This window comes from Paenibacillus etheri, from assembly GCF_001012825.1.
Classification (GTDB): Bacteria; Bacillota; Bacilli; order Paenibacillales; family Paenibacillaceae; genus Paenibacillus_AQ; species Paenibacillus_AQ etheri.
This window is the reverse complement of record NZ_LCZJ02000026.1, coordinates 73,144-96,566: the sequence shown is the minus strand read 5'-3', so window position 1 is coordinate 96,566 and position 23,423 is coordinate 73,144. Positions and strand designations below refer to the sequence as shown.

21 protein-coding genes, 1 pseudogene and 1 riboswitch are annotated in these 23,423 nt (G+C 45.8%); of the genes and pseudogenes, 20 read left to right on the top strand and 2 right to left on the bottom strand.

The genetic code is table 11. The features are described from left to right. Positions 1–73: 73 nt before the first annotated feature. The 7 genes from UQ64_RS15530 to UQ64_RS15500 all read left to right on the top strand — a co-directional run bounded on the left by UQ64_RS15530 (position 74) and on the right by UQ64_RS15500 (position 7,168). Positions 74–1,168, top strand: a complete 1,095-nt coding sequence (locus tag UQ64_RS15530; RefSeq protein ID WP_060624365.1) for a quinone-dependent dihydroorotate dehydrogenase — start codon at positions 74–76, stop codon at positions 1,166–1,168. A 30-nt stretch (positions 1,169–1,198) separates the two neighbouring features. Further along, a complete protein-coding gene (gene yjbM / locus UQ64_RS15525; protein ID WP_042126350.1) occupies positions 1,199–2,011 on the top strand; it encodes a GTP diphosphokinase in 813 nt (270 codons plus the stop codon). Next, positions 2,001–2,453, top strand: coding sequence for a DUF309 domain-containing protein (locus UQ64_RS15520; protein WP_060624364.1), 453 nt, complete (start codon positions 2,001–2,003; stop codon positions 2,451–2,453). Before yjbM ends, UQ64_RS15520 begins: the two co-directional genes overlap by 11 nt. 103 nt (positions 2,454–2,556) lie before the next feature. Further along, a complete protein-coding gene (locus UQ64_RS15515) occupies positions 2,557–4,077 on the top strand; it encodes an RsmB/NOP family class I SAM-dependent RNA methyltransferase (RefSeq protein ID WP_060624363.1) in 1,521 nt (506 codons plus the stop codon). Positions 4,078–4,079: 2 nt separating this feature from the next. Then, positions 4,080–4,841 carry a pseudouridine synthase gene (locus UQ64_RS15510; RefSeq protein ID WP_060624362.1) on the top strand — a complete coding sequence of 254 codons (762 nt, stop codon included), beginning with the start codon at positions 4,080–4,082 and terminating at the stop codon, positions 4,839–4,841. A gap of 260 nt (positions 4,842–5,101) precedes the next feature. After that, the gene (locus tag UQ64_RS15505; protein ID WP_060624361.1) at positions 5,102–5,902 is read left to right on the top strand and encodes a Cof-type HAD-IIB family hydrolase; all 801 of its coding nucleotides are present in this window, start codon (positions 5,102–5,104) and stop codon (positions 5,900–5,902) included. Positions 5,903–6,110: 208 nt separating this feature from the next. Then, positions 6,111–6,202: riboswitch (cyclic di-GMP riboswitch) on the top strand. A gap of 117 nt (positions 6,203–6,319) precedes the next feature. Next, positions 6,320–7,168, top strand: a complete 849-nt coding sequence (locus UQ64_RS15500) for a DUF6612 family protein (protein ID WP_060624360.1) — start codon at positions 6,320–6,322, stop codon at positions 7,166–7,168. Positions 7,169–7,293: 125 nt separating this feature from the next. Here UQ64_RS15500 and UQ64_RS30150 read toward each other — a convergent pair whose 3' ends face one another. Both UQ64_RS30150 and UQ64_RS32910 read right to left on the bottom strand, forming a co-directional pair. Continuing rightward, complete coding sequence (locus UQ64_RS30150; protein WP_167348488.1) at positions 7,294–7,467, bottom strand: CapA family protein; 174 nt, start codon at positions 7,465–7,467, stop codon at positions 7,294–7,296. Beyond that, positions 7,448–7,585, bottom strand: a pseudogene (locus UQ64_RS32910) (CapA family protein); the annotation flags it as partial. The gene UQ64_RS30150 and the pseudogene UQ64_RS32910, both read right to left, overlap by 20 nt. Positions 7,586–7,878: 293 nt before the next feature. Here UQ64_RS32910 and UQ64_RS15495 point away from each other — a divergent pair. From UQ64_RS15495 to UQ64_RS15435, 13 genes are all read left to right on the top strand, one after another. Next, positions 7,879–9,117, top strand: coding sequence for an FprA family A-type flavoprotein (locus UQ64_RS15495; protein ID WP_060624359.1), 1,239 nt, complete (start codon positions 7,879–7,881; stop codon positions 9,115–9,117). Between the two features lie 16 nt (positions 9,118–9,133). Beyond that, positions 9,134–10,348: an NAD(P)/FAD-dependent oxidoreductase gene (locus UQ64_RS15490; RefSeq protein WP_060624358.1), complete on the top strand. Its 1,215-nt coding sequence runs from the start codon at positions 9,134–9,136 to the stop codon at positions 10,346–10,348. 31 nt (positions 10,349–10,379) lie between these two features. Beyond that, on the top strand, positions 10,380–10,562 hold the full coding sequence (gene rd, locus UQ64_RS15485) for a rubredoxin (protein ID WP_060624357.1): 183 nt from the start codon (positions 10,380–10,382) through the stop codon (positions 10,560–10,562). Between the two features lie 45 nt (positions 10,563–10,607). After that, positions 10,608–11,318, top strand: coding sequence for a Crp/Fnr family transcriptional regulator (locus UQ64_RS15480; RefSeq protein ID WP_060624356.1), 711 nt, complete (start codon positions 10,608–10,610; stop codon positions 11,316–11,318). A 224-nt stretch (positions 11,319–11,542) separates the two neighbouring features. Next, positions 11,543–11,749: a tautomerase family protein gene (locus UQ64_RS15475; RefSeq protein WP_060624355.1), complete on the top strand. Its 207-nt coding sequence runs from the start codon at positions 11,543–11,545 to the stop codon at positions 11,747–11,749. Next, complete coding sequence (locus UQ64_RS15470; RefSeq protein ID WP_060624354.1) at positions 11,739–12,695, top strand: ABC transporter permease; 957 nt, start codon at positions 11,739–11,741, stop codon at positions 12,693–12,695. The genes UQ64_RS15475 and UQ64_RS15470 overlap by 11 nt, the downstream gene beginning before the upstream one ends. A gap of 21 nt (positions 12,696–12,716) precedes the next feature. Beyond that, positions 12,717–13,601 (top strand): carbohydrate ABC transporter permease, encoded by an 885-nt coding sequence (locus tag UQ64_RS15465; protein WP_156417574.1) that lies wholly within the window; start codon positions 12,717–12,719, stop codon positions 13,599–13,601. A 64-nt stretch (positions 13,602–13,665) separates the two neighbouring features. Continuing rightward, entirely contained in the window at positions 13,666–14,697 is a 1,032-nt protein-coding gene (locus UQ64_RS15460) for a response regulator transcription factor (RefSeq protein WP_060624352.1), read from the top strand. Next, the gene (locus tag UQ64_RS15455) at positions 14,697–16,493 is read left to right on the top strand and encodes a sensor histidine kinase (RefSeq protein ID WP_209445811.1); all 1,797 of its coding nucleotides are present in this window, start codon (positions 14,697–14,699) and stop codon (positions 16,491–16,493) included. The genes UQ64_RS15460 and UQ64_RS15455 overlap by 1 nt, the downstream gene beginning before the upstream one ends. A 47-nt stretch (positions 16,494–16,540) precedes the next feature. After that, positions 16,541–17,302 (top strand): SDR family NAD(P)-dependent oxidoreductase, encoded by a 762-nt coding sequence (locus UQ64_RS15450; protein ID WP_060624350.1) that lies wholly within the window; start codon positions 16,541–16,543, stop codon positions 17,300–17,302. Next, positions 17,299–19,377, top strand: a complete 2,079-nt coding sequence (locus tag UQ64_RS15445; RefSeq protein ID WP_060624349.1) for a heparinase II/III domain-containing protein — start codon at positions 17,299–17,301, stop codon at positions 19,375–19,377. Before UQ64_RS15450 ends, UQ64_RS15445 begins: the two co-directional genes overlap by 4 nt. A gap of 2 nt (positions 19,378–19,379) precedes the next feature. Then, entirely contained in the window at positions 19,380–21,674 is a 2,295-nt protein-coding gene (locus UQ64_RS15440; protein WP_060624348.1) for a DUF4962 domain-containing protein, read from the top strand. Between the two features lie 58 nt (positions 21,675–21,732). Further along, entirely contained in the window at positions 21,733–23,289 is a 1,557-nt protein-coding gene (locus UQ64_RS15435) for an extracellular solute-binding protein (protein ID WP_060624347.1), read from the top strand. The last annotated feature ends 134 nt before the right edge of the window (positions 23,290–23,423 follow it).

Here is a 23,423-nt window from a genome sequence, read left to right as displayed (position 1 = left end):
TAAAATTAAGAAGAAACCTACAGAAACGGGTAGACACGTGGATTAGTGAAGTACCCCTTAAGGAGCGAGAACGGTGTTGTATCGTAATTTTGGTAAACCAATTTTCTTCAAGATTGATCCCGAGAAGGCTCACCATCTCGTTATAGGTGGATTGGATAAATCGTCATCAGTGCCCGGCGGAAGCGCGGCGCTACGTTTAATGTACGGAGTTCCTGAAACGGCGGATTTAGCGGTTGATTTGTTCGGCACGCATTTTCCGACGCCAGTTGGACTTGCTGCAGGCTTAGATAAAAATGCCGAAGCCGTAATCGGATTCTCATCGATCGGGTTCGGATTTATGGAAGTGGGCACGGTTACCCCTAAGGGTCAACCGGGTAATGATAGCCCACGTTTGTTCCGTCTTCCTTCGGATGAAGCGCTGATTAATCGAATGGGCTTCAATAATGAAGGGGCTGATGCTATGGCACAGCGTCTGAAGAAATTAAAGAATCGGAGAATTCCTATAGCAGTTAATATTGGCCGGAATAAGATAACTAGTAATGAAGCGGCTCATGAAGACTATCGTCAGTGCATCCGTACGCTTTATCCGTACGGTGATTTTTTTGTGGTCAATATCAGCTCGCCGAATACACCTGGTCTTCGCAATCTCCAGCATGGCAGTGAATTATCGTTCCTGCTGGCTCAAGTGAAGGAAGAAATGGAGATTCAGCGTAAAGCGACCGGGATTACCAAAAGCTTGTTGGTTAAGATAGCACCAGATGTAAGTGACGAAGAGCTGGAGTATATGGTTCAGACACTGACAGAAGCTGGTATGGATGGTATTATTGCTACGAATACTACATTGAACCGTGATGGACTTAGTCATGAAAAGGCTAATGAGACGGGGGGCTTAAGCGGCAAACCGCTGCGGGACCGCTCAACGGAGATCATTCGCAGTATTTATCGCCAGACGGAAGGGAAGATGCCGATCATAGGATCAGGCGGCATTTTCACCAGTCAGGATGCGTATGACAAGATAAGAGCAGGTGCAAGTCTGGTCGAAATTTATACAGCTCTGATCTACGAAGGACCGGAGGTTAACCGCAAATTGCATGCCGGATTACGGCAGCTCTTGCGGCGGGATGGATTCAGTCATATCTCTGAAGCAGTGGGCGCTGATCATCACTGAAGGAGACGAAAGGACAGGAGGACGAAGGCGATGGACGGCAGGGACTGGGGAACTTTTTTGCTTCCATATGAACAGACTGTGGAAGAATTGAAAGTTAAATTCAAAACAATGCGTTCGGAGTTGAAGAAAAGAGAGGAATACACGCCGATAGAATTCGTAACGGGGCGTGTAAAGCGGCTGTCAAGCATTCTGGAAAAGGCTAAACGGCTGAATGTGAAGATGGAAGATCTGGAGACGGGGATTGAGGACATTGCAGGAATTCGGATCATGTGCCAATTCGTGGAGGATATCCGCAGAGTGGCAGAATATATCCGGGCTCGTAAGGATCTTGAAGTACTCTATGAGAAGGATTACATCACTAATTATAAAGAGAGCGGCTACCGCAGCTTCCATATGATTATTAAATATCCTGTGCAAACAGCGCTTGGCCAGAAAATTGTGCTTGCGGAGATCCAAATTCGTACGCTAGCTATGAATTTCTGGGCTACCATAGAGCATTCCCTGAACTATAAATATCGGGAAAGTCTACCCGATGAAATGCGTGTTCGACTTAAGACGGCAGCTGAAGCAGCATCGATCCTCGACAGTGAAATGTCCAGTATTCGGGAAGAGATTCTGGAAGCACAGAAGACATTCGAGGAAAATTCGAATATGACCACACAGATTCTCAAGGCCATTCATCAATTGTATTTCTATCACTTGGTGAATGAGGCTATAGATACGCAGGCTCGCTTTAACGAAATATGGCAGGTTCAGGATATGGAAGCGATGAAGGAGCTTCTGGATCATGTGCGGGGACTTCTTTCCGCAGCTAAAAAGGATAGTTTGCCGGATGGCTTATAAACCATTGTACTTGGAATACCTAGTGTACTTTAATCGTGACAGGGATTATTTCGAATGTCACGAGGTGCTCGAAGAACTGTGGCTTGCCCAGGAACGAGATCCTTTGTACAAAGCACTTCTCCAAGTAGCAGTAGGGTTATACCATTTTCGCAATCAGAATGTGCGCGGTGCAGCTATTATGCTGAGTGGTGCTTCTGCCAAACTGGAAGAATATCCAGCAGCAACACTCGGCATTAATCTGGCGAAACTCGTGGATGAAGTGAAAGATTATGTTCGGCGCTTAGCGTCATATGATGAGCGGCCATTTTCTTATTACGATCTAACCATAGAGATTATTGATCCAAGTTTAGCGGACCAAGTGGAGACTGCAGCTGTAGCTATCACACCGAATAACCCTCAACGACGCGGTCCTCAGAGACCGACATCCTTTCATCGTAAGTAAAAGATCCTCTATATATGAGTATTGTATAAGGGACACCCGTAGGGGTGTTCCTTGAATCTTTAAAACACCTAAATTTTTGCAATACTATCAGGAGGACGGCATCATGGCGGCACAATTGCCCAGTTCTTTCAGCGAGCGTATGATGGACATGCTGGGAACAGATTATAATCAATTTGCGGAATCGTATAAGGAAACCCCTTACGGAGGCGTCCGTGTTAACACATTGAAAATTTCCGTGGAGAGTTTAAAAGCTCTTTCTACTTTAGGACTGGAACCCATTCCTTGGTGTCCAACTGGATTTTATACAGAGAATGGGGCTAGACCAGGTAAACATCCTCACTACCACGCAGGATTGTATTACATTCAAGAACCAAGTGCGATGGCACCTGTGGAATTGCTTAATGTTGAGCCAGGTGATCGTGTACTTGATTTATGTGCCGCCCCCGGGGGGAAATCTACACAGATTTCTGCCAAGCTGTTAGGTGAAGGATTGCTGTTTAGTAATGATCTTCATCCAGAACGGACTAAAGCTCTAGCCAAAAATCTGGAGCTGTATGGGGTTCGTAATGGTATTGTACTGAACGAAAGTCCAGATCATATTGCGGCTGCATTCCCACTTTTTTTTGACAAAATCTTGATTGATGCTCCCTGCTCTGGTGAAGGGATGTTCCGTAAAGATGAAGACATGGTGAAGCAGTGGGATTCGGGTACACCTGCTAAATATGCTGCAATGCAGAAGGATATTTTACGTTCAGCAGCAGCGGCACTGGCACCAGGAGGTAGACTTGTCTATTCGACCTGTACCTTTGCTACAGAAGAAAATGAGGAAATTATAGCGGAGTTTCTGTCTAATCACTCACAATTCTCAGTGGTAACGGTAGGAGGTACAGGCTCATTCGCTCCTGGCTTCGGAGAACTCTCAGGAACTGCAAGACTGTGGCCGCATAAGGTGAAGGGCGAAGGACATTTCATGGCTGTATTGCAACATGAGGGAATTAGGCTTTCCATGGAGGAACGTGATCATATAGAGGCTAAATTAAATGAATCTGCAAGAACTACTACTCCAAAAGGTGCAGCACACGTTAAATCATCCAATAAATCAGAAGGAAGACGGGGGAAAGAAGGGAAACCCTCTCACAAACCTACTGGTGGCGCTGACCGTGGTCGGCAAGTTTCAGGTGACGAGCAAGCTTTGGCTCTGTATGGGAATTTTGTACGAGATCAGCTTGGTTGGGAACCGCAAGGATATCCTGTTCTGTTCGGTGACCATCTGTACATTTCTCCGCTCCCAAAGGAAAGACTAAATGGATTAAAGACGATTCGTCCGGGATGGTATGTAGGACAAATCCGTAACGGAAGATTTATCCCGGGACATCCGATGGCTACAGCTTTGCATCCGGAAGACAGCTGCCGAAGTATCTCACTCTCCAGTACGAATCATGAAGCTATTTCCTATCTTAAAGGAGAGACGTTGTCGATTGCTCAAGAACGTCTCTCTATTAGAATAGGAAGTGTCCAAAAAGGATACGTTCTGGTCTGCATTGATGGCTACAGCGCAGGCTGGGGTAAGTGGCAGGATGGCATACTCAAGAACGAATATCCCGCTGGCTGGAGGTGGATGTAACAATGAGCCAATCAGGTAAGCCCGCCAAAAAACAACGATTAGATAAAGTGTTGTCCCACATTGGAGTGGGGTCACGTAGTGATATCCGTAAACAAGCCAAGCAAGGCTTAATTTCGGTGAACGGGACAGTGGTAAAAGATAGTGGGCTCCATGTAGATCCTTATGTCGATAAAATAGAGGTGGGGGGAGAGGTTGTTACCTACCGTGAATTCATATATCTTATGATGAACAAACCCCCAGGCGTCCTGTCAGCAACGGAAGACAAGCGGGATCGGACAGTCTTGGATCTTTTAAAGCATGAATATGCGCATTTTGAGCCGTTTCCTGTAGGAAGGCTAGATAAGGACACTGTGGGACTGCTGCTGATCACTAACGATGGGAAGATTGCGCATGAATTGCTGTCGCCACGTAAGCATGTCCCGAAAACGTACGAGGCAACCATCGAGGGCGATGTAGACGCGGATGATGTCGCGGCCTTTACAGCAGGGGTGGAGCTGGAAGATGGTTATGTTACTTTACCTGCACACTTAACCATTCTTGGTAGAGAGCGCGGCAGTAAAGTGATTTCTCATATTTCACTTATCATCACCGAGGGGAAATTTCATCAGGTGAAGCGTATGTTTCAGGCGGTTGGCAAAAAAGTCACTTTTCTGAAACGTGTATCTATGGGAGAATTGAAGCTGGATGAAAGTCTGCCGCTGGGAGCTTGTCGGGAGCTGACGTTAGAGGAACTGGCACTCTTAGGCGGAGAATCTGAAAGATAATATAGAAAAAACGATATATAAATTGAACTTGGAAACTTGGGATAAGGGAACGGAGTGACGGAGGGGAATTTTGGAACTGTAGGAGCGTTAGCGACCGCCTTTGTTTCCAGATTTCAACCGCTATTAAACGATACAAATCAAGAAATCTGGAAACAACAGCGGCTGGAAGTCCAAACATTCACCGTAGTTGCGACTGATACTTAACACAAAAATCCTCAAATTCAATATGTATAGAAAAAGAAAGACAAGGATGGTGGAGTATGAGATACAAATTGATTGCACTAGATGTGGACGGTACGCTATTAAATGATGATCACCACTTAAGCTCTGAGAATAAGGAAGCTATTGCTGAGGTTACACGTCTTGGCGGTCAAATCGTATTGTGTACGGGACGCAGTCCACAGAACTCAATTCCTTTCATGGAGGAAATGGGGCTGTCTGGTTACGTGCTTGGCCACAATGGAGCAGCGACGGTACGTGTGAAAGATCGAGAAGTATTACATCAATACGGTATGGATGCACGTGGTCTTGACCCTTATATTGAATACTGCCGTAAGCACAATATTCATTATGATGTGAATACTGCTTTTGATATGTATGTTGATAATGTAGAGAACCTGACTAAAGAAGCTAATTATATGTATGAGCACTTCCGTATTGTGCCAGCGACGCTACCAGCCTGGGAGGATTTTCGTGAACCAGTAGTTAAGTTTACTGTATTTACACAGCCAGAAATCCTTGACGAAGCTGAACGTGAATGGCGTACTTGGGCTCCTGAGTATAACATTTTGCGGAGTGGTGAATTTTTTGTTGATTTGATGCATCCTGAATCCTCTAAAGGCAACGCATTAAAAAATCTTGCTGTGAAGCTGGGAATTCCGCAGGAAGAAGTCCTCTCGATCGGTAATTATTTTAATGATATTTCTATGCTTACTTACGCGGGGATGGGCGTGGCGATGGATAATTCTCCTGTTGAGGTAAAAGCGGCAGCGAATGCTGTTACGGGTTCGAACAACGAGCATGGCGTGCGTAATGCGCTGGTTAAATATTGTTTGTCCTAATCTTTTTGACCCTGTAAAATAAGTTTAGATGCAAAGCATAAAGCAGACTGAAGTGCTGTTTTATGCTTTTTTTTATGCTGATATAAGGATACGAGTAAATCAGTAGGTGAACAGAAATGGAAGATAAGCCGTTTACAGGTAAATATGACCATGCTAAAATTAGCGAAGAGACAAACGTTCTTTATTCTAATTTAAAATAATTGAAAGTCCGCGTTAAAGGTAAAATCATCGAAAGATGATGACACAAAGCCATGGGTCTAAAACCTTTAAATAAAAGGAAATGATCGCCAGGCCGCCATAGGGATGTCTTAGAAATCATAAGGAATAGCTCTGAAGGACATGTAGTCTATTTCGAGCTATTTTTATTATTTAGACCTACGGTGTTACATTATCGCAAGGGGCCGAAAGGGGAAGTACATGAAGAGTTTTGTTAAAACAATAGGTACAGGTTTGGCAGTAGGTGCTTTATTGCTGTCCGGAACGATCGGATGGATGTCTAATCCTGAAGTCGTGTCTGCAGCTACCACAACAGCAGTAACCGCGGATCAAATGATTAGCAAAGTAACGGCAGCCTCAAAAGCACTAAAGAATTTTCACTTAGATGTGACCAAAAAACAGGATATTCAGAGCGGTGGGGTGCGTATCAGTAACACTAACACACTGAAGCTGGATATTAACCGACTGCCGAATTTTGCCGCAGCAGGCACCGTCGATAGCAGTCTTTTAGAAACATCTTACAGTCTGTATGCCAATGACAAGGAGTTTTATTATCTTGTAGACGGAAGTGAACTGATCGATGAATCTGAAGATGAAAGTTACGACGATGACGGGGAGCCAATCGATCCTGATGCACAGTATTGGATTGGACTGGAGAAGATGGAGTGGGATTCTTTTTACTCCAAAGGTCAATACGATCCTGTTTCCATGCTTGATTCGGTTAAAAGTTATAAAAAATCTATGAAAGTCAGCACTGCTGGCGCACAAACGGTCCTACAGTTCACGGTAACCGATCCGACAGCAGCTAAGGGAATAATCGCACTTTATGACCAGGAGAACCTCTGGGATGGTGAGATAGTTCAACCCAAAAGCGTAACGTGGAAATTATTCGTCAATACTAAGACCTGGCAGACGGAAAAGCTAACAGTCGATTTGAGTTATGTGCTGATAAGTGACGGAGAAAAAGATACATACAACACGAAAATCGAAGCTAAATATTCCAAGAATAACAAAGGTACAGCTATTGTAAAACCGGCTGAATTACAATAATAAGGGCAATTTCATCTCGAACAAAAAGCGCTGTTCAATAGAACGGCGCTTTTTGCTGTATTCTTTATTTTAGTAACGATTCTATTCTCTTTTTAAGATTGTCGTTGTATGTTCCAACATTCGATTCATAAGATTTCGCTGCTCTGTTCTAATGCCGGTGTCGCTTGCCTTAAACCTGCTGTGTAGGAGAGGATGCCGATCGTAATTCCTTTGACATTTTTAATCAGAGATTTCCTGGATTCTTCTAATGAACTGGATGTTCCGGTATGATCGAGTCCATTACGGTCCAGAATTCGCAACGTCCGGATTCAGAGCTGGGGCACCATAATCCATGCAGTGATTGTTGGCCGTTACTAATACGTCGAATTCAGCTCCCTTAAGTGCCGAGGCTAGTTCGTCTGGACACTTGAATAGCGGACCGCCTGATCGTCGGCTTTTCCGGGATCGGGGCCATTTCCAGCAAAGGTGGTTTCGAGATTGCCAATCGTCAAATTAGCCTAAAATTGGAGCCAAGAGACATCCGGAACATAAAACTTTTTTATTTAAAATGTGACCCAACGCATAATCACTTTATTTAGATCGTCTAAATTAAAGATATTCATTTTTTTTAAACTTTCATAATTTGATTCAAATCCTCTTTTTTGTTTGGCAGCCATAATAAAATATGGTTGTTGATAAACATTATCAATCAAACATTGGAGGTTATAGAGATGAGTACACAATTCAAAAAAATCGCCGAGGATATTTACTGGATAGGCAAAATTGATAACCGTCACGTTCCTTTTCATCGCCTGATTCTAGAAAAAGGAACTACTTATAATTCCTATTTATTAAAAACAGGCAAGCCGACTGTCATTGATACCGTAGATATGGAATTTGGACGTGAATATGCCGAGTGCCTGGGTGAAATGATTGATCTTCTAGATATCCATTACATTGTAATTAACCATACAGAGCCTGATCACTCTGGTGGACTGGCGGCTCTGGCTGCTAAGGCAGCAAATGCCACGATCGTATGCACCGAAATTGCTGTACCGGAATTGCAGGAAATGTACAAGCTTCATAGCCGGAACTTCCTGGTGGTTAAAGATGGAGACAAGTTGGATATTGGAGGAAAAACGCTGCTGTTTAAAGAAACACCATATCTTCATACCGCTGAAACGATGATTACCTATTGTATCGAAGAGCAAATCTTATTTCCTTGTGATATTTTTAGCACGCATGTTGCGGTAGAGAATCTATTCAGCGATGAAGCCGGGTTTGATATTACGGAAGATTTCCAAGGCTATTACGCAGCTATTATTCATCCTCATAGAAGATATGTAAGAACACTGTTAGAGGCTGTTAAGGATCTTGAGATCCGGATGATCGCTCCTTCTCATGGGTTTGTGATCAGGGAGGACATACGTAAGTATATCGATATGTACGCCACGTTAAGCCGCGAAACGACGCAAGGAAAAAAAGCAACCATCGTATATACCACCATCAAAAACAGTACCAAGAAGATGGCCAAAATTATACAAGATTGCTTGCAGGAAAATAATATTGAGACAGAGGTCTGGGATGCAGATAAAAGCAGTGCCACCGATATTCTGAACAGCATAACGTCAGCAGACGCTGTCTTTATCGGCAGCTCGACTAAATACGCAGATATGATCGGGAACCTGGAGAACATTCTGAAAGAATTGCACCATATGAACCTGGAAGGCAAGCTTGCTGCCGCCTTTGGCTCCTACGGTTGGAGTGGTGAAGCCATTGAAGTCATTCAGGATTATCTGAACGGAACAAACATGACGGTGCAAAGCACTTCTGAGGTTATTAAATCCACGGGGATGACACATGTAGAGTTCCCTGTACGAATCAGGTTTTCTCCAAAAGAGCCTGAGAAAGTTCAAAAAATTAAAAATGCGGCTGAATTTGTATCGGATTTGCTGCTGAGTTCATTTTAGGGAGGAGGAACTTAGGATGACCAAACATTACGTTATTGTTGGCGGCGGAGTAGCAGCCGTCCATGCCGCCAAAGCCATCCGTGATCAAGACGCAGAATCGGAAATTACGATACTGGGAGAGGAAAACCAACTCCCTTACAACCGGATTAAACTGACCAAGGGGCTGTTTACCGACCTGCACAGTGAGAAGGTATTAATCAAGAAGGAAAAATGGTACCGTGATAACCGTATATCCGTAAAAACCTCGACCCGAGTCTGTTCTATCCACTTGGACCGGCAAATGGTGGTGACAGAAGAAGGGCAGCGTGTATCTTATCATAAGCTCCTATTGTGCATGGGAGCGAAGAATCGTGCGCTCTCCCTCGAGGGCGCCGGATTGAACAATGTGCATACCCTCCGGGATATGAACGACGCGGATCGATTGAAAGATAACCTGCAGGCTGGCAGTAATGTAGCTGTAATCGGTGGGGGAGTGCAGGGAATCGAAACCGCTTGGGCGCTGTATGAAGCTGGATATCAGGTGACAGTGATCGAAGCTTCTCACCGGCTGATGGGCAGACAGCTTGATGAGAAATCCTCACAGCTACTTAAAGATCGCCTTGAACAAGCAGGGGTGAAGGTTATTCTTCAAGCAGGTGTGGCGTCTATTACAGGAACAGAGTTTGTTACCGGAATAACGTTAGACGACCAATCTCATTTTTCTTGTGAACATGTAGTCTACTCCATTGGTATTGTACCGAAGACGGAATTGTTAAGTGGCTCGAATATACAAGTCCGGCAGGGCATTATCGTAAATGAGTATATGCAAACAAATGATCTGCATGTGTATGCAGCCGGAGATGTTGCTGAAATTAGCGGGCATGTGGAAGGATTGTGGGGCGGAGCGATGGAGCAGGGCCGGATTGCCGGCAGTAATATGGTTGCCAATCTGACTGCGTATCGTAGAACTGTTCCAGTTACCTTATTTAACGCTTTTGGAGTCTCTTTATTTTCGATAGGCGACGTTGATGAGCGGTATTGCGATACGGTGGTGAGTGGAGAAGAAAATGGGGCGTATACGCGTATCTTTGTGAAAGATAACACAATGATCGGTGCGATATCCTGGCAAGGTGCAGCTGCTTCTCTGGTATACAAAACCGCTGTGGAGCAAGGCATCCTCCTTACGGGGATTGATGTTATCGGGAGTAGCCTCGTGGAAATAATGTCTGAATTACAAACCAGATTGAACTAAACTACTAAATTATTTTTAGGAGATGAGAAAGATGAAAAAATACATTTGTCTACCCTGTGGTTATATCTATGATCCGGCAGTAGGCGACCCCGATGAGGATGTTGTTGCAGGCACTGCATTTGAAGACTTGCCTGAAGATTGGGTTTGTCCGGTATGTGGTGAAGATACAAGCCATTTTGCGCCGGTTGAAGAGAAAAAAACTTCTGCATCCTAAAGGGAAGTAAGGTTTATACAAAAAATGAACAACAGGGGGACAGTTATGAAGGAGTATTCTTGCCAATACGCTGCTGAACCTTGTACCCGCAAGGTACCTATTTTTGCTGCGTTAAGCGATGACGATCTCTCCCGGATCAGCGCCATGATCAAGCATCGTAAGTTCACCAAAGGTCAACCGTTAATTCTGGAAGGGGCGCCATCGGATACGCTGTACATTATTCAGCGAGGCCATGTTAAATTATCCAAAACAACTCCCGAGGGCAAAGAACAAATTTTGCACATCTTGACGAACGGGGATTTTTTCGGGGAACTGAGCATTTTTAACAGCGATGAGCTGAGCAACTTCAGTGCTTATGCTCTAAAAGATACTAACATTTGCATGCTGACTCGAACGGATATGGAGCAGCTGATGACGGAAAATCCGGATATTTCACTCCGACTGCTGAGGAGTGTGACCAAAAGATTAGCCCATACAGAAAATTTGGCGCAGAGCTTGGCGACCAAAGATCCAGAAATACGAATTGCTTATATGATCATGGAACTCGGTGACAAATATGGTAAGCAACGTGGTGCTCATATTCATATAGACCTTCCGTTGTCTCGTGAAGAACTGGCCAGTTATGTTGGGGTCACCCGCGAAACCATCAGCAGAAAATTCTCAAGGTTTGAAGATTCAGGCCTTATTGAACTAATTGGAAACAAGCAAATGCTCATTATAGATCCAGCGGGTTTGGAAAGTTATATGGGGTATTAAAATAGTAATTATAAATCTAAAATGATAAAGCGGCATTTCTACCATAGATTACGGTAGAGATGTCGCTTTTTTTCAGGGGCTCGCTTGAATTGCAGCTCGATTATTACTGAATATACCCTAAAGAAAACACAAGCTTACTCATAGAAAATCCATATTGCAAGCGCTTTATTGCAGGTAGAATGAGGTTAGATTCAATCACTATTCGAGGAAATGGAGGAAAGCGGATGCCACATATTGAGATTAGGATGTACGAAGGCCGAACGAGTGAGCAGAAGGAGGAGATCGTTACTGTATTCACACGGGAGTTATCCCGAATTATTGAACGGGAGGAACGGTTTATTACCGTCGAATTTCAAGAAATTCCATTAGATGAGAATGCTCCAGCGAACCTGCTGAAAAAAGGACCTATAGGAAACGGTTATGAAGGCTAAGTTAACCGGGATTGACCTTATTAACTACAAAGCCGACACGAAAAGGTCCTTGTTTTTAAACATGTGGAAATTCAGAGCACTCTATGTGATCGCGATTCCCGGGATCTTGTATTTTATCATTTTCAAGTACTTGCCGTTGGCCGGTTCAGTGATTGCGTTTCAGAACTACAACATTTTTAAAGGCTTTACAGGCAGTGAATGGGTAGGGCTTGAGCACTTTAGGACGATGTTTCAATACCAGGATTTCGGAAGAATCTTAAGCAATACGATTCTGCTAGGCTTGTATGATCTCATATTTGCCTTCCCGGCTCCAATATTGCTTGCGCTTCTGCTGAATGAAATTCGTCTTGTGTTTTACAAACGGTTTTTGCAAACGGTGGTTTATATGCCCCATTTCCTATCCTGGGTAATTGTGAGCGGTATCGCCTTGGGTATCCTCTCCCCAGGAACAGGGATTGTGAATCAGGTTTTACAAGCCTTCGGCTTTGAACCGATTTATTTTCTTGGTGAAAATTCATATATTCGCACGATTTTGATCAGTTCCGGCATTTGGAGGGATTCCGGGTACGGTACGATCATTTATCTGGCCGCGTTGGCAGGAATAAATCCAGATCTGTATGAGGCTGCTGAAGTGGACGGAGCCGGGCGCTGGAAACAAACCTTAGCCATTACACTTCCGTCACTGATACCGACGATTATGATTTTGTTCCTTCTCCATATCGGGAGATTTCTTGATCTTGGCTTCGAGCGGGTATGGGTATTCCTGAACGCGCTTAATACCGGGAACGGGGAGATTCTGGACACTTATATCTATAAGGCGGGGCTGCTGTCTCAGCAATACAGTTATACAACGGCAGTGGGGCTATTCAAGTCGGTAGTTGGACTCATTCTGGTGCTCATCGGCAACATTTTGAGCAAAAAAACAACCGGTGAATCGCTGTATTAATCGCTCTTTATGGAGGTAGGGATGATGAGAGTACGCTATACTCGCGGCCAGAATCTATTTAATATGTTCAATCTATTGTTTCTAACTGCTCTCGCTTTGGCTATGTTTCTGCCGTTTCTGAATGTGATTGCCCAGTCCTTTAGCAGCTCTGAAGCAATTATTAATGGCAGGGTAGGCTTGCTGCCAAAGGACTTTACGGCGATCAATTATCAGTATGTTTTCAGCGATCATTCCATTTGGCGGGCGTTCGGTGTCTCCGTCTATATTACGGTACTGGGCACCGCCATCAATCTGATTGCGACAGCGTCTCTCGCTTATCCGGTGTCACGGCCGGAATTCGTAGGACGCAAATATATTGTCATGATGGTATTGTTCACTATGGTATTCAGCGCCCCCCTTATTCCAAACTTTATCCTGATCAAAAATTTGGGTCTTATGAACTCTCTTTGGGCACTTATGATTCCGGGCGCCATCAGTGCTTTTAACTTTTTCGTGATGAGAAGTTTCTTCATGCAGCTACCTCAGGAGCTGATAGATTCCTCCAGAATCGATGGGTGTGGTGAGCTGCGGATCATTGTCAATATGGTACTACCATTATCAAAACCGGTAATGGCCTCATTGGGGATTTTCTACGCCGTCGGGCACTGGAATACGTACATGAGTGCTCTGTATTATATCAACAAGCCGTCTTTATGGCCTCTGCAGGTGATGTTGAAGAAGCTCTTCGAGACGGACGATATCAGCATTGATCCGGCTTCCTCAGTTTATAGTTCTTTGGCCCACACCTCACCTGAGGGCATTAAAATGGCTGTTATCATTGTCGCTACTATTCCGATTATCATGATTTATCCGTTTCTTCAACGCCATTTCGTTAAAGGAATGATGGTCGGATCCGTCAAATCCTGATCTAATATAGTGTGGTAGAATAGGAACGCGTTAAGCGAGACGAATCGGAAGGTGGTATCCATGGATGAGATGTGTATTAATCGTAGACGACGAGCCCATGATTCGAAAGGGACTGTCTATCATGATCCAGCAATGCAGCGAGCATCCGTATAATATCAAACTGGCTCAGAATGGCGAAGAGGCAATTCAGCTCATTATGGAGGAACAGCCGGATTTTCTTTTTACAGATATCCGTATGCCCAAAGTAAACGGACTGGAGTTATGCCGGCGGTTATCGGAGATGGAGACGGATATTCAAACCGTTGTTATCACAGGTTACGGTGATTTTGAATACGCCCGCCAATGCGTGTCCTATGGAGTGAAAGAATATCTCCTGAAGCCCGTGAGCAAAGTGAACCTTCAAAATGTGATCGCCAAACTGGAAGCGTATAGAAAGAAGCTGGAGAGTTTTGTTTCTGTCGCTAAGCTTGATGAATGGGTCATGCGTATGGATGATGCCATCTGGACCTTGGATAAAGAGAGGTTGTACCTTGTACTACAGGAATGGGAAACTGACTTCCTCCAGCGCAAGATGAGCCGAAGTCAGCAAAAAGAGCTTCTGGAAGAGGGCTACGCCTTGCTCGTGAAGAAGCTCCTTGTCAATTCGGTCATACCCGGGAAAAGCGTGTTAGACTTGTCCGCAGCAGCTGGACCTGAACAGTTATTCCACTGCTTCGCAGAAGCGTCAGCAACTATATTGGAAGAGCTCCGTAGAAAGCGCAAGGGCAAAGCGAAGGACCCGATAGAGGAAGCTAAAGCATTCATCGAAAAGCATCTCGCCCAGGAAGTATCGCTGGAGGAGGTGGCGGAAGTGCTTGGTCTAAATGCCTCTTACTTCAGCCAGATGTTTAAACACTCGACGGGAGAGACCTTTGTACATTACCGCATCAAACGTAGGATGGAGAAGGCCAAAAGGCTGCTTGCCGATGCAAGCTTTCGGATAACCGATATTTCCTATGAGGTCGGGTATGCAGATCATCCCCATTTTACGAAGACATTTAAGAAGTTTACCGGGCTGGCTCCTTCTGAGTATCGCAACCAGCTGGGGATAGATTGATGAGAAAAAGTCTGTCGAACAAGTTGTTTGCCTCCTTTTTGACCGTCATTCTTCTTTCCTTGTCCATGGTTGGATTTATCTCCTATTTTCAGGCTTCGGCTGAGCTGGATAAATCTTCAGAGAAGTCCATTGCCCAAGTCATCCGAAGCGCGTCCTATCAAACGGATTTGTATTTGCAAAATTATGAAAAGGCTAGCGACTCCATCCTGTCCTACAATCAAGTCAAAGAATTCCTGGATATGGACCCGGAGAATAGCTTCTCCTACTATCAATATACGAATGACATACAGAAGTATTTGTTTCGATCTTTGTTTATTCTGTATCCCCAGATTAATCTGATATACGTTATCGGTGAACACGGCAAGGCCATTAGCGATGATAACTCAAATCAAGCGCATAGCCTGAAGTTTCATCCGCAGGAACGCTACCGCTTCTTAAGCGAACATACGCCGGAGAGCGGCCGCATCACCATTCTCAACACGAATGTGATGAATGAAGGGGATAAGAACATTATTACGATGGTCCGCCGGATCAGAGGAGTCGCTTCCTATCGCCCGAAGGGTATAGTAGCCATTGAATTTAAGGCAGAGGATCTGGCCCGCATATGGGAGCCTCTTGATCTGGGACAGGGCGGGTCCTATTTTATCATGGACGAATTCGGCAAGCTCCTATATCGGGCAGAAGGAAATAAGAACTATCCTGAGTTATCTGCTGAGCAAATTCAGAACGTATTTCAACACCCAAATGATTCTGTCGTGGAAAAGGTAGACGGGAAAGAGTATTTGTTCGTGTCGAGAAAATCCGATTATTCCAATTGGCAGCTTGTAGTATCCATACCGATTGGCGAGCTGCGCAAGCCTATTTCTACCATTCGTACGACCACACTGGTGGTGGGAGCTCTTACGCTTGTTGGCACACTATTGCTTGCCATCTGGTTCGGACGATCCATCACGAAGCCGATCCTGATTCTTAAGGAAGGGATGAGGGAGGCGGAAAAAGGCAAGTGGCGTAGGCTTGAGATGAACGGCCGTCAGGATGAGCTGGGGGGATTGATGCGTAGCTACAATCTCATGGTGACCCGGTTGTCTGAAATGATTGAGCGGGTATACGAAGCGGAGCTTACCACCCAGAAGGAGGCTCTAGAGCGTCATCAGGCTGAATTCCAAGCACTCCAGCTACAGATTAATCCACACTATTTATATAACACTTTAGAGACTATTAAATGCTACGCGGTCGTTCAGGATTCGGATGAAATTACAGAAATAGTGGAAGCTATGGCATTTATGCTGCGCTACTCTATCCAAACCAACCTTGAGGAGATCAGGATTGCCAATGAGCTTAATCATGTACTGAGCTATATGACGATTCTCAAACACCGGATCGGCAGGGAGTTCGAAATCGACGTTGTGATTCCACCGACGCTGCTACTGGCTAAGATGGTCAGGCTGACACTTCAGCCCTTGATCGAAAATATTTTTCAGCATGCGTTTCCTGAGGGAATTGAAGACAGGCATTATATTCGAATTGACGCCAGAATTGAGGGAGATCGGTTTCTAGTTTTCGTAGAGGATAACGGAGCAGGGATGTCCCATGAACGGCTTATTAAACTTCGTGAGAAGCTGAATCTGAATCAGCTGGCGGATACGGAAGGAGACTCCCTCTATCATACCGGTGGGATCGGGCTCATGAATGTGCATCGGAGAATTCAAATGGTGTTCGGTGAACAATACGGATTAAGCGTCGAAAGCGTGGAGAATGAAGGTACTCGGTTGATCTTATCCATGCCTGCGGAGTGAGAAAATAGATGTGTTCAGACAAGACTATTACTAGGAGGAAATTAGCAATGAAAATTGACTTAACGGGTAAAATTGCGCTTGTTACAGGATCCAATGCAGGGATCGGCCGGCAAATCTTGCAGACCTTGGCTGCTTCCGGCGCCAAAGTGGCTGTAAACTATTTGCTTGGTTCTGCGGAGGAGACGGTCGACGCAATCCGTCAGGCCGGAGGAGAAGCTTATGCTTTTCAGGCAGACGCAACAAGTCCTGCCGAATTGGACAATATGGTGAAGGAGATAGAGGAGCATTTTGGCGGAACCATCGATATCCTCGTCAACAATGCGGGTGGTATGATCAATCGGGTCCCCAATACTGAAATGAACGAAGAACATTACAGTAAGGTAATGGACGTCAATTTTAAATCATGCGTGTTTGCCTGCAAAGCTGTAGCAGCGGGAATGATTGCCAAAAAAAGCGGAAAAATCATCAATGTATCTTCCCTCGCGGCTCATGACGGCGGCGGACCGGGGGCTTCCATTTATGCAGCAGGTAAAGCTGCAGTATGGTCTTATACCAAGGGACTTGCCAAAGAGCTGAGTCCTCACGGAATTAATGTAAACGCTATCTCTCCCGGATTTATCGGTCAGACCGCTTTCCATGCTACCTTTACTGCAGATGCGGCAAGACAGGCAACGATTGCAAAGATTCCACTGGGCCGGGAAGGTGCTCCACAGGATGTGGGCAATGTGGCACTCTTCCTCGCTTCAGAGCTGTCGGATTATCTGACAGGCGAAATTATTGAAATTAACGGAGGCTTGTTCATGCGATGATGAACCTTAAGGAGAAAGCGGATACTTTTTCCTGGGTTGGTCTTGAGGTGGAGAAATTGAAAATGGAGCTGGATCCCTTCCGGAGAGAAGAGATTCTGCTCCCGACAGAACCGGGCGGTTGGTGGCACCAATATGTATGTCCCCAGCATCATACTGAGCTAATCTTCGATGCTATGGAGCAAGGCGCGGTTGTCTTTTCTTGCCCGAAGGGCTGCAAGCTGGAAGGTGAACCCTACCGGGGAGCATGGCTGGTATACCGGCATCAGGCGATGGCGCGATACGCCTTGCAAGCTGCCGCGGTATTCGCCGCAGACGGAGAAGAATTCTATAGCAGTATAGCCCAGAAGATTCTTGTCGGTTATGCAGAGCAGTTCCCCTTGTATCCGGTTCATCCCGATGCCCAGCCATGGATGCTTAGTGGCCGTGCTTTTCATCAGGCGCTGACGGAGGCTATCTGGTCCACCACGCTTATTCGGGCCTATCTGCTTCTTGTGGACCATGGAGTAACGTTCACTGAGGAAGAAGAGTTGAATTTGCAAGCATTCTTCACGATGCTGGAGGAGAGTATGGAGCAATACCGCCACATTCTCATTTACGAGAAGAAGAATGCAGAGAACAATTACACTGCATGGCTAAACGCCAGCCTGGCATGCGTATATGCTGCCAAAGGCACCAGAGAAAAGCTTGCTTCTTTGCTGGAGGGAGAAGGCGGATTCTATCAACATCTATCCATTGGCGTTAAGTCAGATGGTTTTGAATTTGAGGGCAGCACATACTACCATATTTTTGTATTGCGGGCTTATCTCATAGCAGCCGAGATGGCTGGGCGCTTCGGAGTTGATCTCTATGAGGCCAAAGGTGATCAAGGACAATCCATCCGTGGCATGTTTCAGTTGCTGGTAGAGCTTAGCGGCGATAACGGGGAGCTTCCAGCCGTGCATGATGGTCCTTATGCACGCGTTCCTTTCGCCCGAGAAACTGTTGAAGTATTTGAAATAGGTGATGCGGTGTACAAAGATCCGAGTCTCCAGCCAATATTGGCGAATGCTTATAGGTATCTATATGGGCAGGGATTACGGACTGGTCTGGAGGCGGTACTGTATGGAGTAGGTGAGAGTAAGGACCTTCAATCCAGTTATAGGGTGAGGGACTCTGTCCTACTGCCGGATTCTGGATTCGCCATGCTCCGCCACCCGGACAATCCACTTTCCGTTCTGGCAGATTTCGGAGAGCATGGCGGATCACATGGACATTTTGACAAGCTTCATATCACGATTATGCACCGATGGGGGGAGGTTACTCCCGAGCTGGGTATGGTTCCTTACGGATCTGTTTTACGCAAGGAATGGTATTCCGAAACCGCTAGCCATAACACAGTCACCATCGGAGCTCGCTCCCAAGCCCCACATACCGGAAGCTGCAGGCAATTCCGCCAGGAAGGCAACGCTACGTACTTATGGATTCGCTCGGACGGCGCCTATGAAGGAGCTGTTTTAGACCGGCATCTTGTATTGGCCGATGGTTGGCTGCTGGATTGGTTTCATGTTGAGCAGGTAACGGAGCGGGATGAGGAAGTAGACTTATGGTTTCATCCGACGGGACATTTGGTGTTACCATTCGACCCTCACCGTGTCCAGACGGACTCTCCGACAGTCCTCGGACTGGAAGCGGGTTATGACTCAGTAGAAGTACTGTCCGTAATGAAAAATGAGACGGATTGTACATTAAATACGGATTGGAATATCCGTTATGATGGAGTGAGCACCGGCCGGGAATATGAAGTATCCACAAGTACTCTACTGGCGCCCGGCTCTATTATGCATGAAATCCGCACACCGGGTATTGCCGAAGACCCGAGTCGATTGCTACGAGGCATCATGCTTCGGCACATTGGACCGTCGGCTGATTTTATTACGGTTTATCGGGATGGTCACGAACCTGCTGTACTGAAGCTTGTGAGTCAAGCGGGCGAACTGCCCCGAATCCAAATAGCAACAACTGGGCAACGAATTGACTATTGCCTTGACCCTAAAGCGGGACTGATTCAGGAAGAGTCCCGGAATACGGAGGAGTAGAGATGTTAGAACCTTTATTTCAACCTACCAGTGGCGTACTTGACCTGTCATATGGACCAGATGAACATACAGATGTTGGAGAGAATCCTCCGCGGTTTACTTGGATGCCTGCTTGCCTGGAAGAGAGTATGTATGAATTGCAGATCTCCTCAAACACAGAATTTGAACCTGAAGGCACCTTGACCTACAGTCGAATTCCCTATAATTTGTTTACCCCGGATAAGCCGTTGTCGCCCGGCTCGTATTATTGGCGATACAATCTTATCGGGGAGAATGATATCCGTTCCGAGTGGAGTAAAGTAAGAGCTTTTGTGGTGGAGGATGACTTGCCGCTGACTCCACTGCCTTCCCGAACAGAACGATATTCAGCTGCTTCCGCCAACCATCCGCGGCTTTGGCTTCAAGCGGAGCATCTTCCGTCTTACCGAGAAGTTGTCCGTCAAGACCCAATTTCAACTGGCTGGGATGACTTCCTGAAGCATTCCGTTCTACCCTGGACAGAGCGCGATCTTATTCCCGAACCTGCACCGTATCCAGATAATAAGCGTGTCGCCAAACTATGGCGGCAGATGTATATGGACTGCCAGGAAGTTTTCTATGCTGTCCGGCATCTTGCTATAGCTGGAGTTGTGTTGGAAGACGAGTCGCTTATCGCCAAAGCTAAAGAGTGGCTGCTTCATGCTGCAAGCTGGAACACGGATGGTACCACCAGCCGGGATTACAATGATGAATGCTCCTTTCGCATAGCCGGAGCGTTGGCATGGGGCTATGATTGGCTTCACAGCTCTCTGACGGAAGAAGAACGCCTTAAGGTAAGGCAAGCGCTACTGCGAAGAACCGGGCAGATCGCCTTCCACGTCATCGAACGTTCCCGAATCCATCAAGTTCCTTATGACAGCCATGCTATCCGCTCTTTATCCTCTGTGCTCGTTCCCTGTTGTATTTCCATGTTAGGCGAGGAGGAGAAAGCGCAGGAATGGCTTGATTATACACTGGAGTATTTCTCCGCCATGTATACCCCATGGGGTGGCAAAGATGGCGGGTGGGCGGAAGGTCCGATGTATTGGACCACTCAGATGGCGTTCGTTACGGAGGCGCTCAATTTAATTCGCAAATACATGGCAATCAATTTCTATGACCGTCCTTTCTTTCGCAAAACCGGTGACTTTCCGCTCTATTGCTTCAGTCCGGATACCGTGAGAGCCAGCTTCGGCGATCAATCGTCACTGGGAGATCCGGTCAATCTCAAGACGGGCTTCAATATCCGCCAATTTGCCGGTTTAACCGGAAATGGGCAGTACCAGTGGTATTTTGAGCAAACTAAGGAACTGAACCCTGACACCCAGATGATCTTCTATAACTACGGCTGGTGGGATTTCCGGTTCGATGAGATAGTTTATCGCACGGATTATCCGCAGATTTCTTCAGAGCCACCGGTGGCTGCAGAACCTCTGAAGTGGTTTCAGGATGTGGGATGGGTCGCCATGCATCATCGGATGGAGGATCCGCAGGAACATATCATGCTGTTGGCCAAGAGTAGCCGTTACGGCTCCGTGAGCCATAGCCATGGGGATCAAAACGCTTTCCTGCTGCATGCCTTCGGCGAGCCTTTAGCTATTGAAAGCGGCCAATACGTTGCATTCAACAGTACGATGCATATGCAGTGGCGCAGACAGACCCGCTCCAAGAACGTAATTCTTATTGACGGCCAAGGCCAATATGCTGGCACGGACAAGTCGAAGAACATGGCAGCCTACGGCAAGGTGTTAAGGGCGTACAGTAAGCCTGGGATCAGCTACACGCAAATGGATGCAACTGAAGCTTACCGCGAGAATGTACCCTATATCAAGCGTTATATGAGAGAAATATATTTATTTGATAGCGCTTACTTTGTTATCACAGATAGTGTCGATCTGGATCGTCCGGGAAAATTGGATTGGTTGTTTCATACGCTTTATCCCATGAAGTTGAAGGATCAATCCTTTAAAGTAAATGGAAAAAAAGCTCAAATGGCGGGTAGATTTGTCTACAGTTCCTCGGGGGAAATGACTCTTAGCCAAAACAATCAATTTACTGATGTAGATCCCAAGGAATGGGAAGGGCTGCCCGAGCATTGGCATTTGACTGCATCTACTCAAGAGGCTATAAGTCATCGGATCGTGACTCTTCTGATTCCACAAAAATCAGGAAGCCGGGATTACGTATCGTATTTTATGGACGATCAAGACCATGGGGTTCATGTCTATTTTACGAATCAGGGGATTACCCACCGGGTTGAGATTCCAAAAGCTTATTAGTCTTAAAATATCTTCATTTTATGTATGACACCCCATTGTACAAGGAGAGGGTTATATTATGAAAAAATGGATGGGTATCTGTTTGGCTATCGTAATGGGTGCTACCGTAGTTGCAGGCTGCTCAAACAAGGACAAAGAAGAGCCTGCCGGAGGCGCGTCAAATACGCCGCAGAAAACTGAATTCTCGATCTCGATGCGGACGCTGGCTTTTAACTATGTGGAGAAATCACCCGACTTGAATAAGGACAAATGGGTGAAAAAGCTGGAGGAGATGACAAACACAGACTTGGATATTGTGTTGGTTCCTCATAAAGAGTTCGAGCAGAAAATGGTGCAGATGTTCGCCACTAATGATATTCCAGATGTCGTTCAAGGCTCGGGCGGCGTAAACGGCAAGGAAATGGCTGGTTCCGTTGAAGCTGGTGTGTTCATGCCCTTGGATGATCTGCTGCAGCAAAACGGCCAGAACCTTTTGAAAGTAATCCCGAAGGAAGCTTGGGAGAACGTCACCTATCAAGGGAAAATCTACGCAATACCGGAGTTTCTGTCCAATCCCTCCCGCCGTGCGACTTGGATTCGTAAGGATCTGCTGGATCAAACCGGCTTGCAGGTTCCAAAAACGGTTGATGAGTACTTGAATGTGTTGCGTGCCTTCAAAAAGTTGGGGATAGAGAACCCTTATATGGGCCGTCAAGATTTCAAATATGCGGATACTTTCTTTGGCGCTTATGATGTTTTTCCGTACCTGACTATGTTCGAGGAAGTAAATGGCCAGATTCAGCCGAAATTTATGGATAGCGAAAATATGATGAAGGCGTTACAAACCTACAACACCATGTATACAGAGGGTTTGATCAACAAAGAATTCGCTACTATCAACCCGACCAACTACAAGAATGCGATTCTCTCAGGCAAAGCCGGCATGTGGACGATGAATGCAAACGAACTTCTACAATGGGAGCAGCAATTGAAGGCTTCAACGCCATCCGCTAAGCTGGAGATTATTGCTTCGCCAGTTGGACCTGACGGAAAAGGGGGTTCCTATTTGTACGGATCCGCTACACGCACCTACTTTATCAAAGAGGGGACGAAGAATGCTGCGGATATTGTGAAATTTTTTGACTGGATGCTGAGTGAAGAGGCAGAAACCTTCTTTACCTTTGGGATCAAGGACGAAACCTATAAGGAAGAAAACGGAAAAATCGTATACACTTCTCCTACGGATTCCGTTGCTGTAGATGAGGAGCGTTACCGTCAGTCTTTCCTCTGGATGGTGCAAGATACTACGTATAACAAGGGTGTCCTTAATACGACAGAAGAAGGCAGAAGCTTGATCAATGTATATGATACTATTCTGGCTAATGAAGGTCGTGACGGAATTCAGTTCGACCCGCGGCTAGATGCCCTGGTGAAAAATCCAGACATTGCACCTAACTCGGACACTGCTCCTCCGGTACTGCTGACGCATATGGTAAAGATGGTATATGGGAAGGAGCCTATCAGCGACTGGCCGAAAGTTGTGGAAGAGTGGCTTTCCAAAGGCGGCAACGATGTCATCAAAGAAGCTACGGAAAAGTATAATAACAAAGTAGGCGTTACCATGCCACGTAGATAAACTTACCTTCCTGAGGAGCTGACGGTTAACCGGGCTCCTCTTAAGGTTATAGAAGACGCAAACCATACATATTGAAGTGAGATCAGTATAGAATACTTAAATATAAACTTAACCTTCCAGTTCGTTGGATTTTG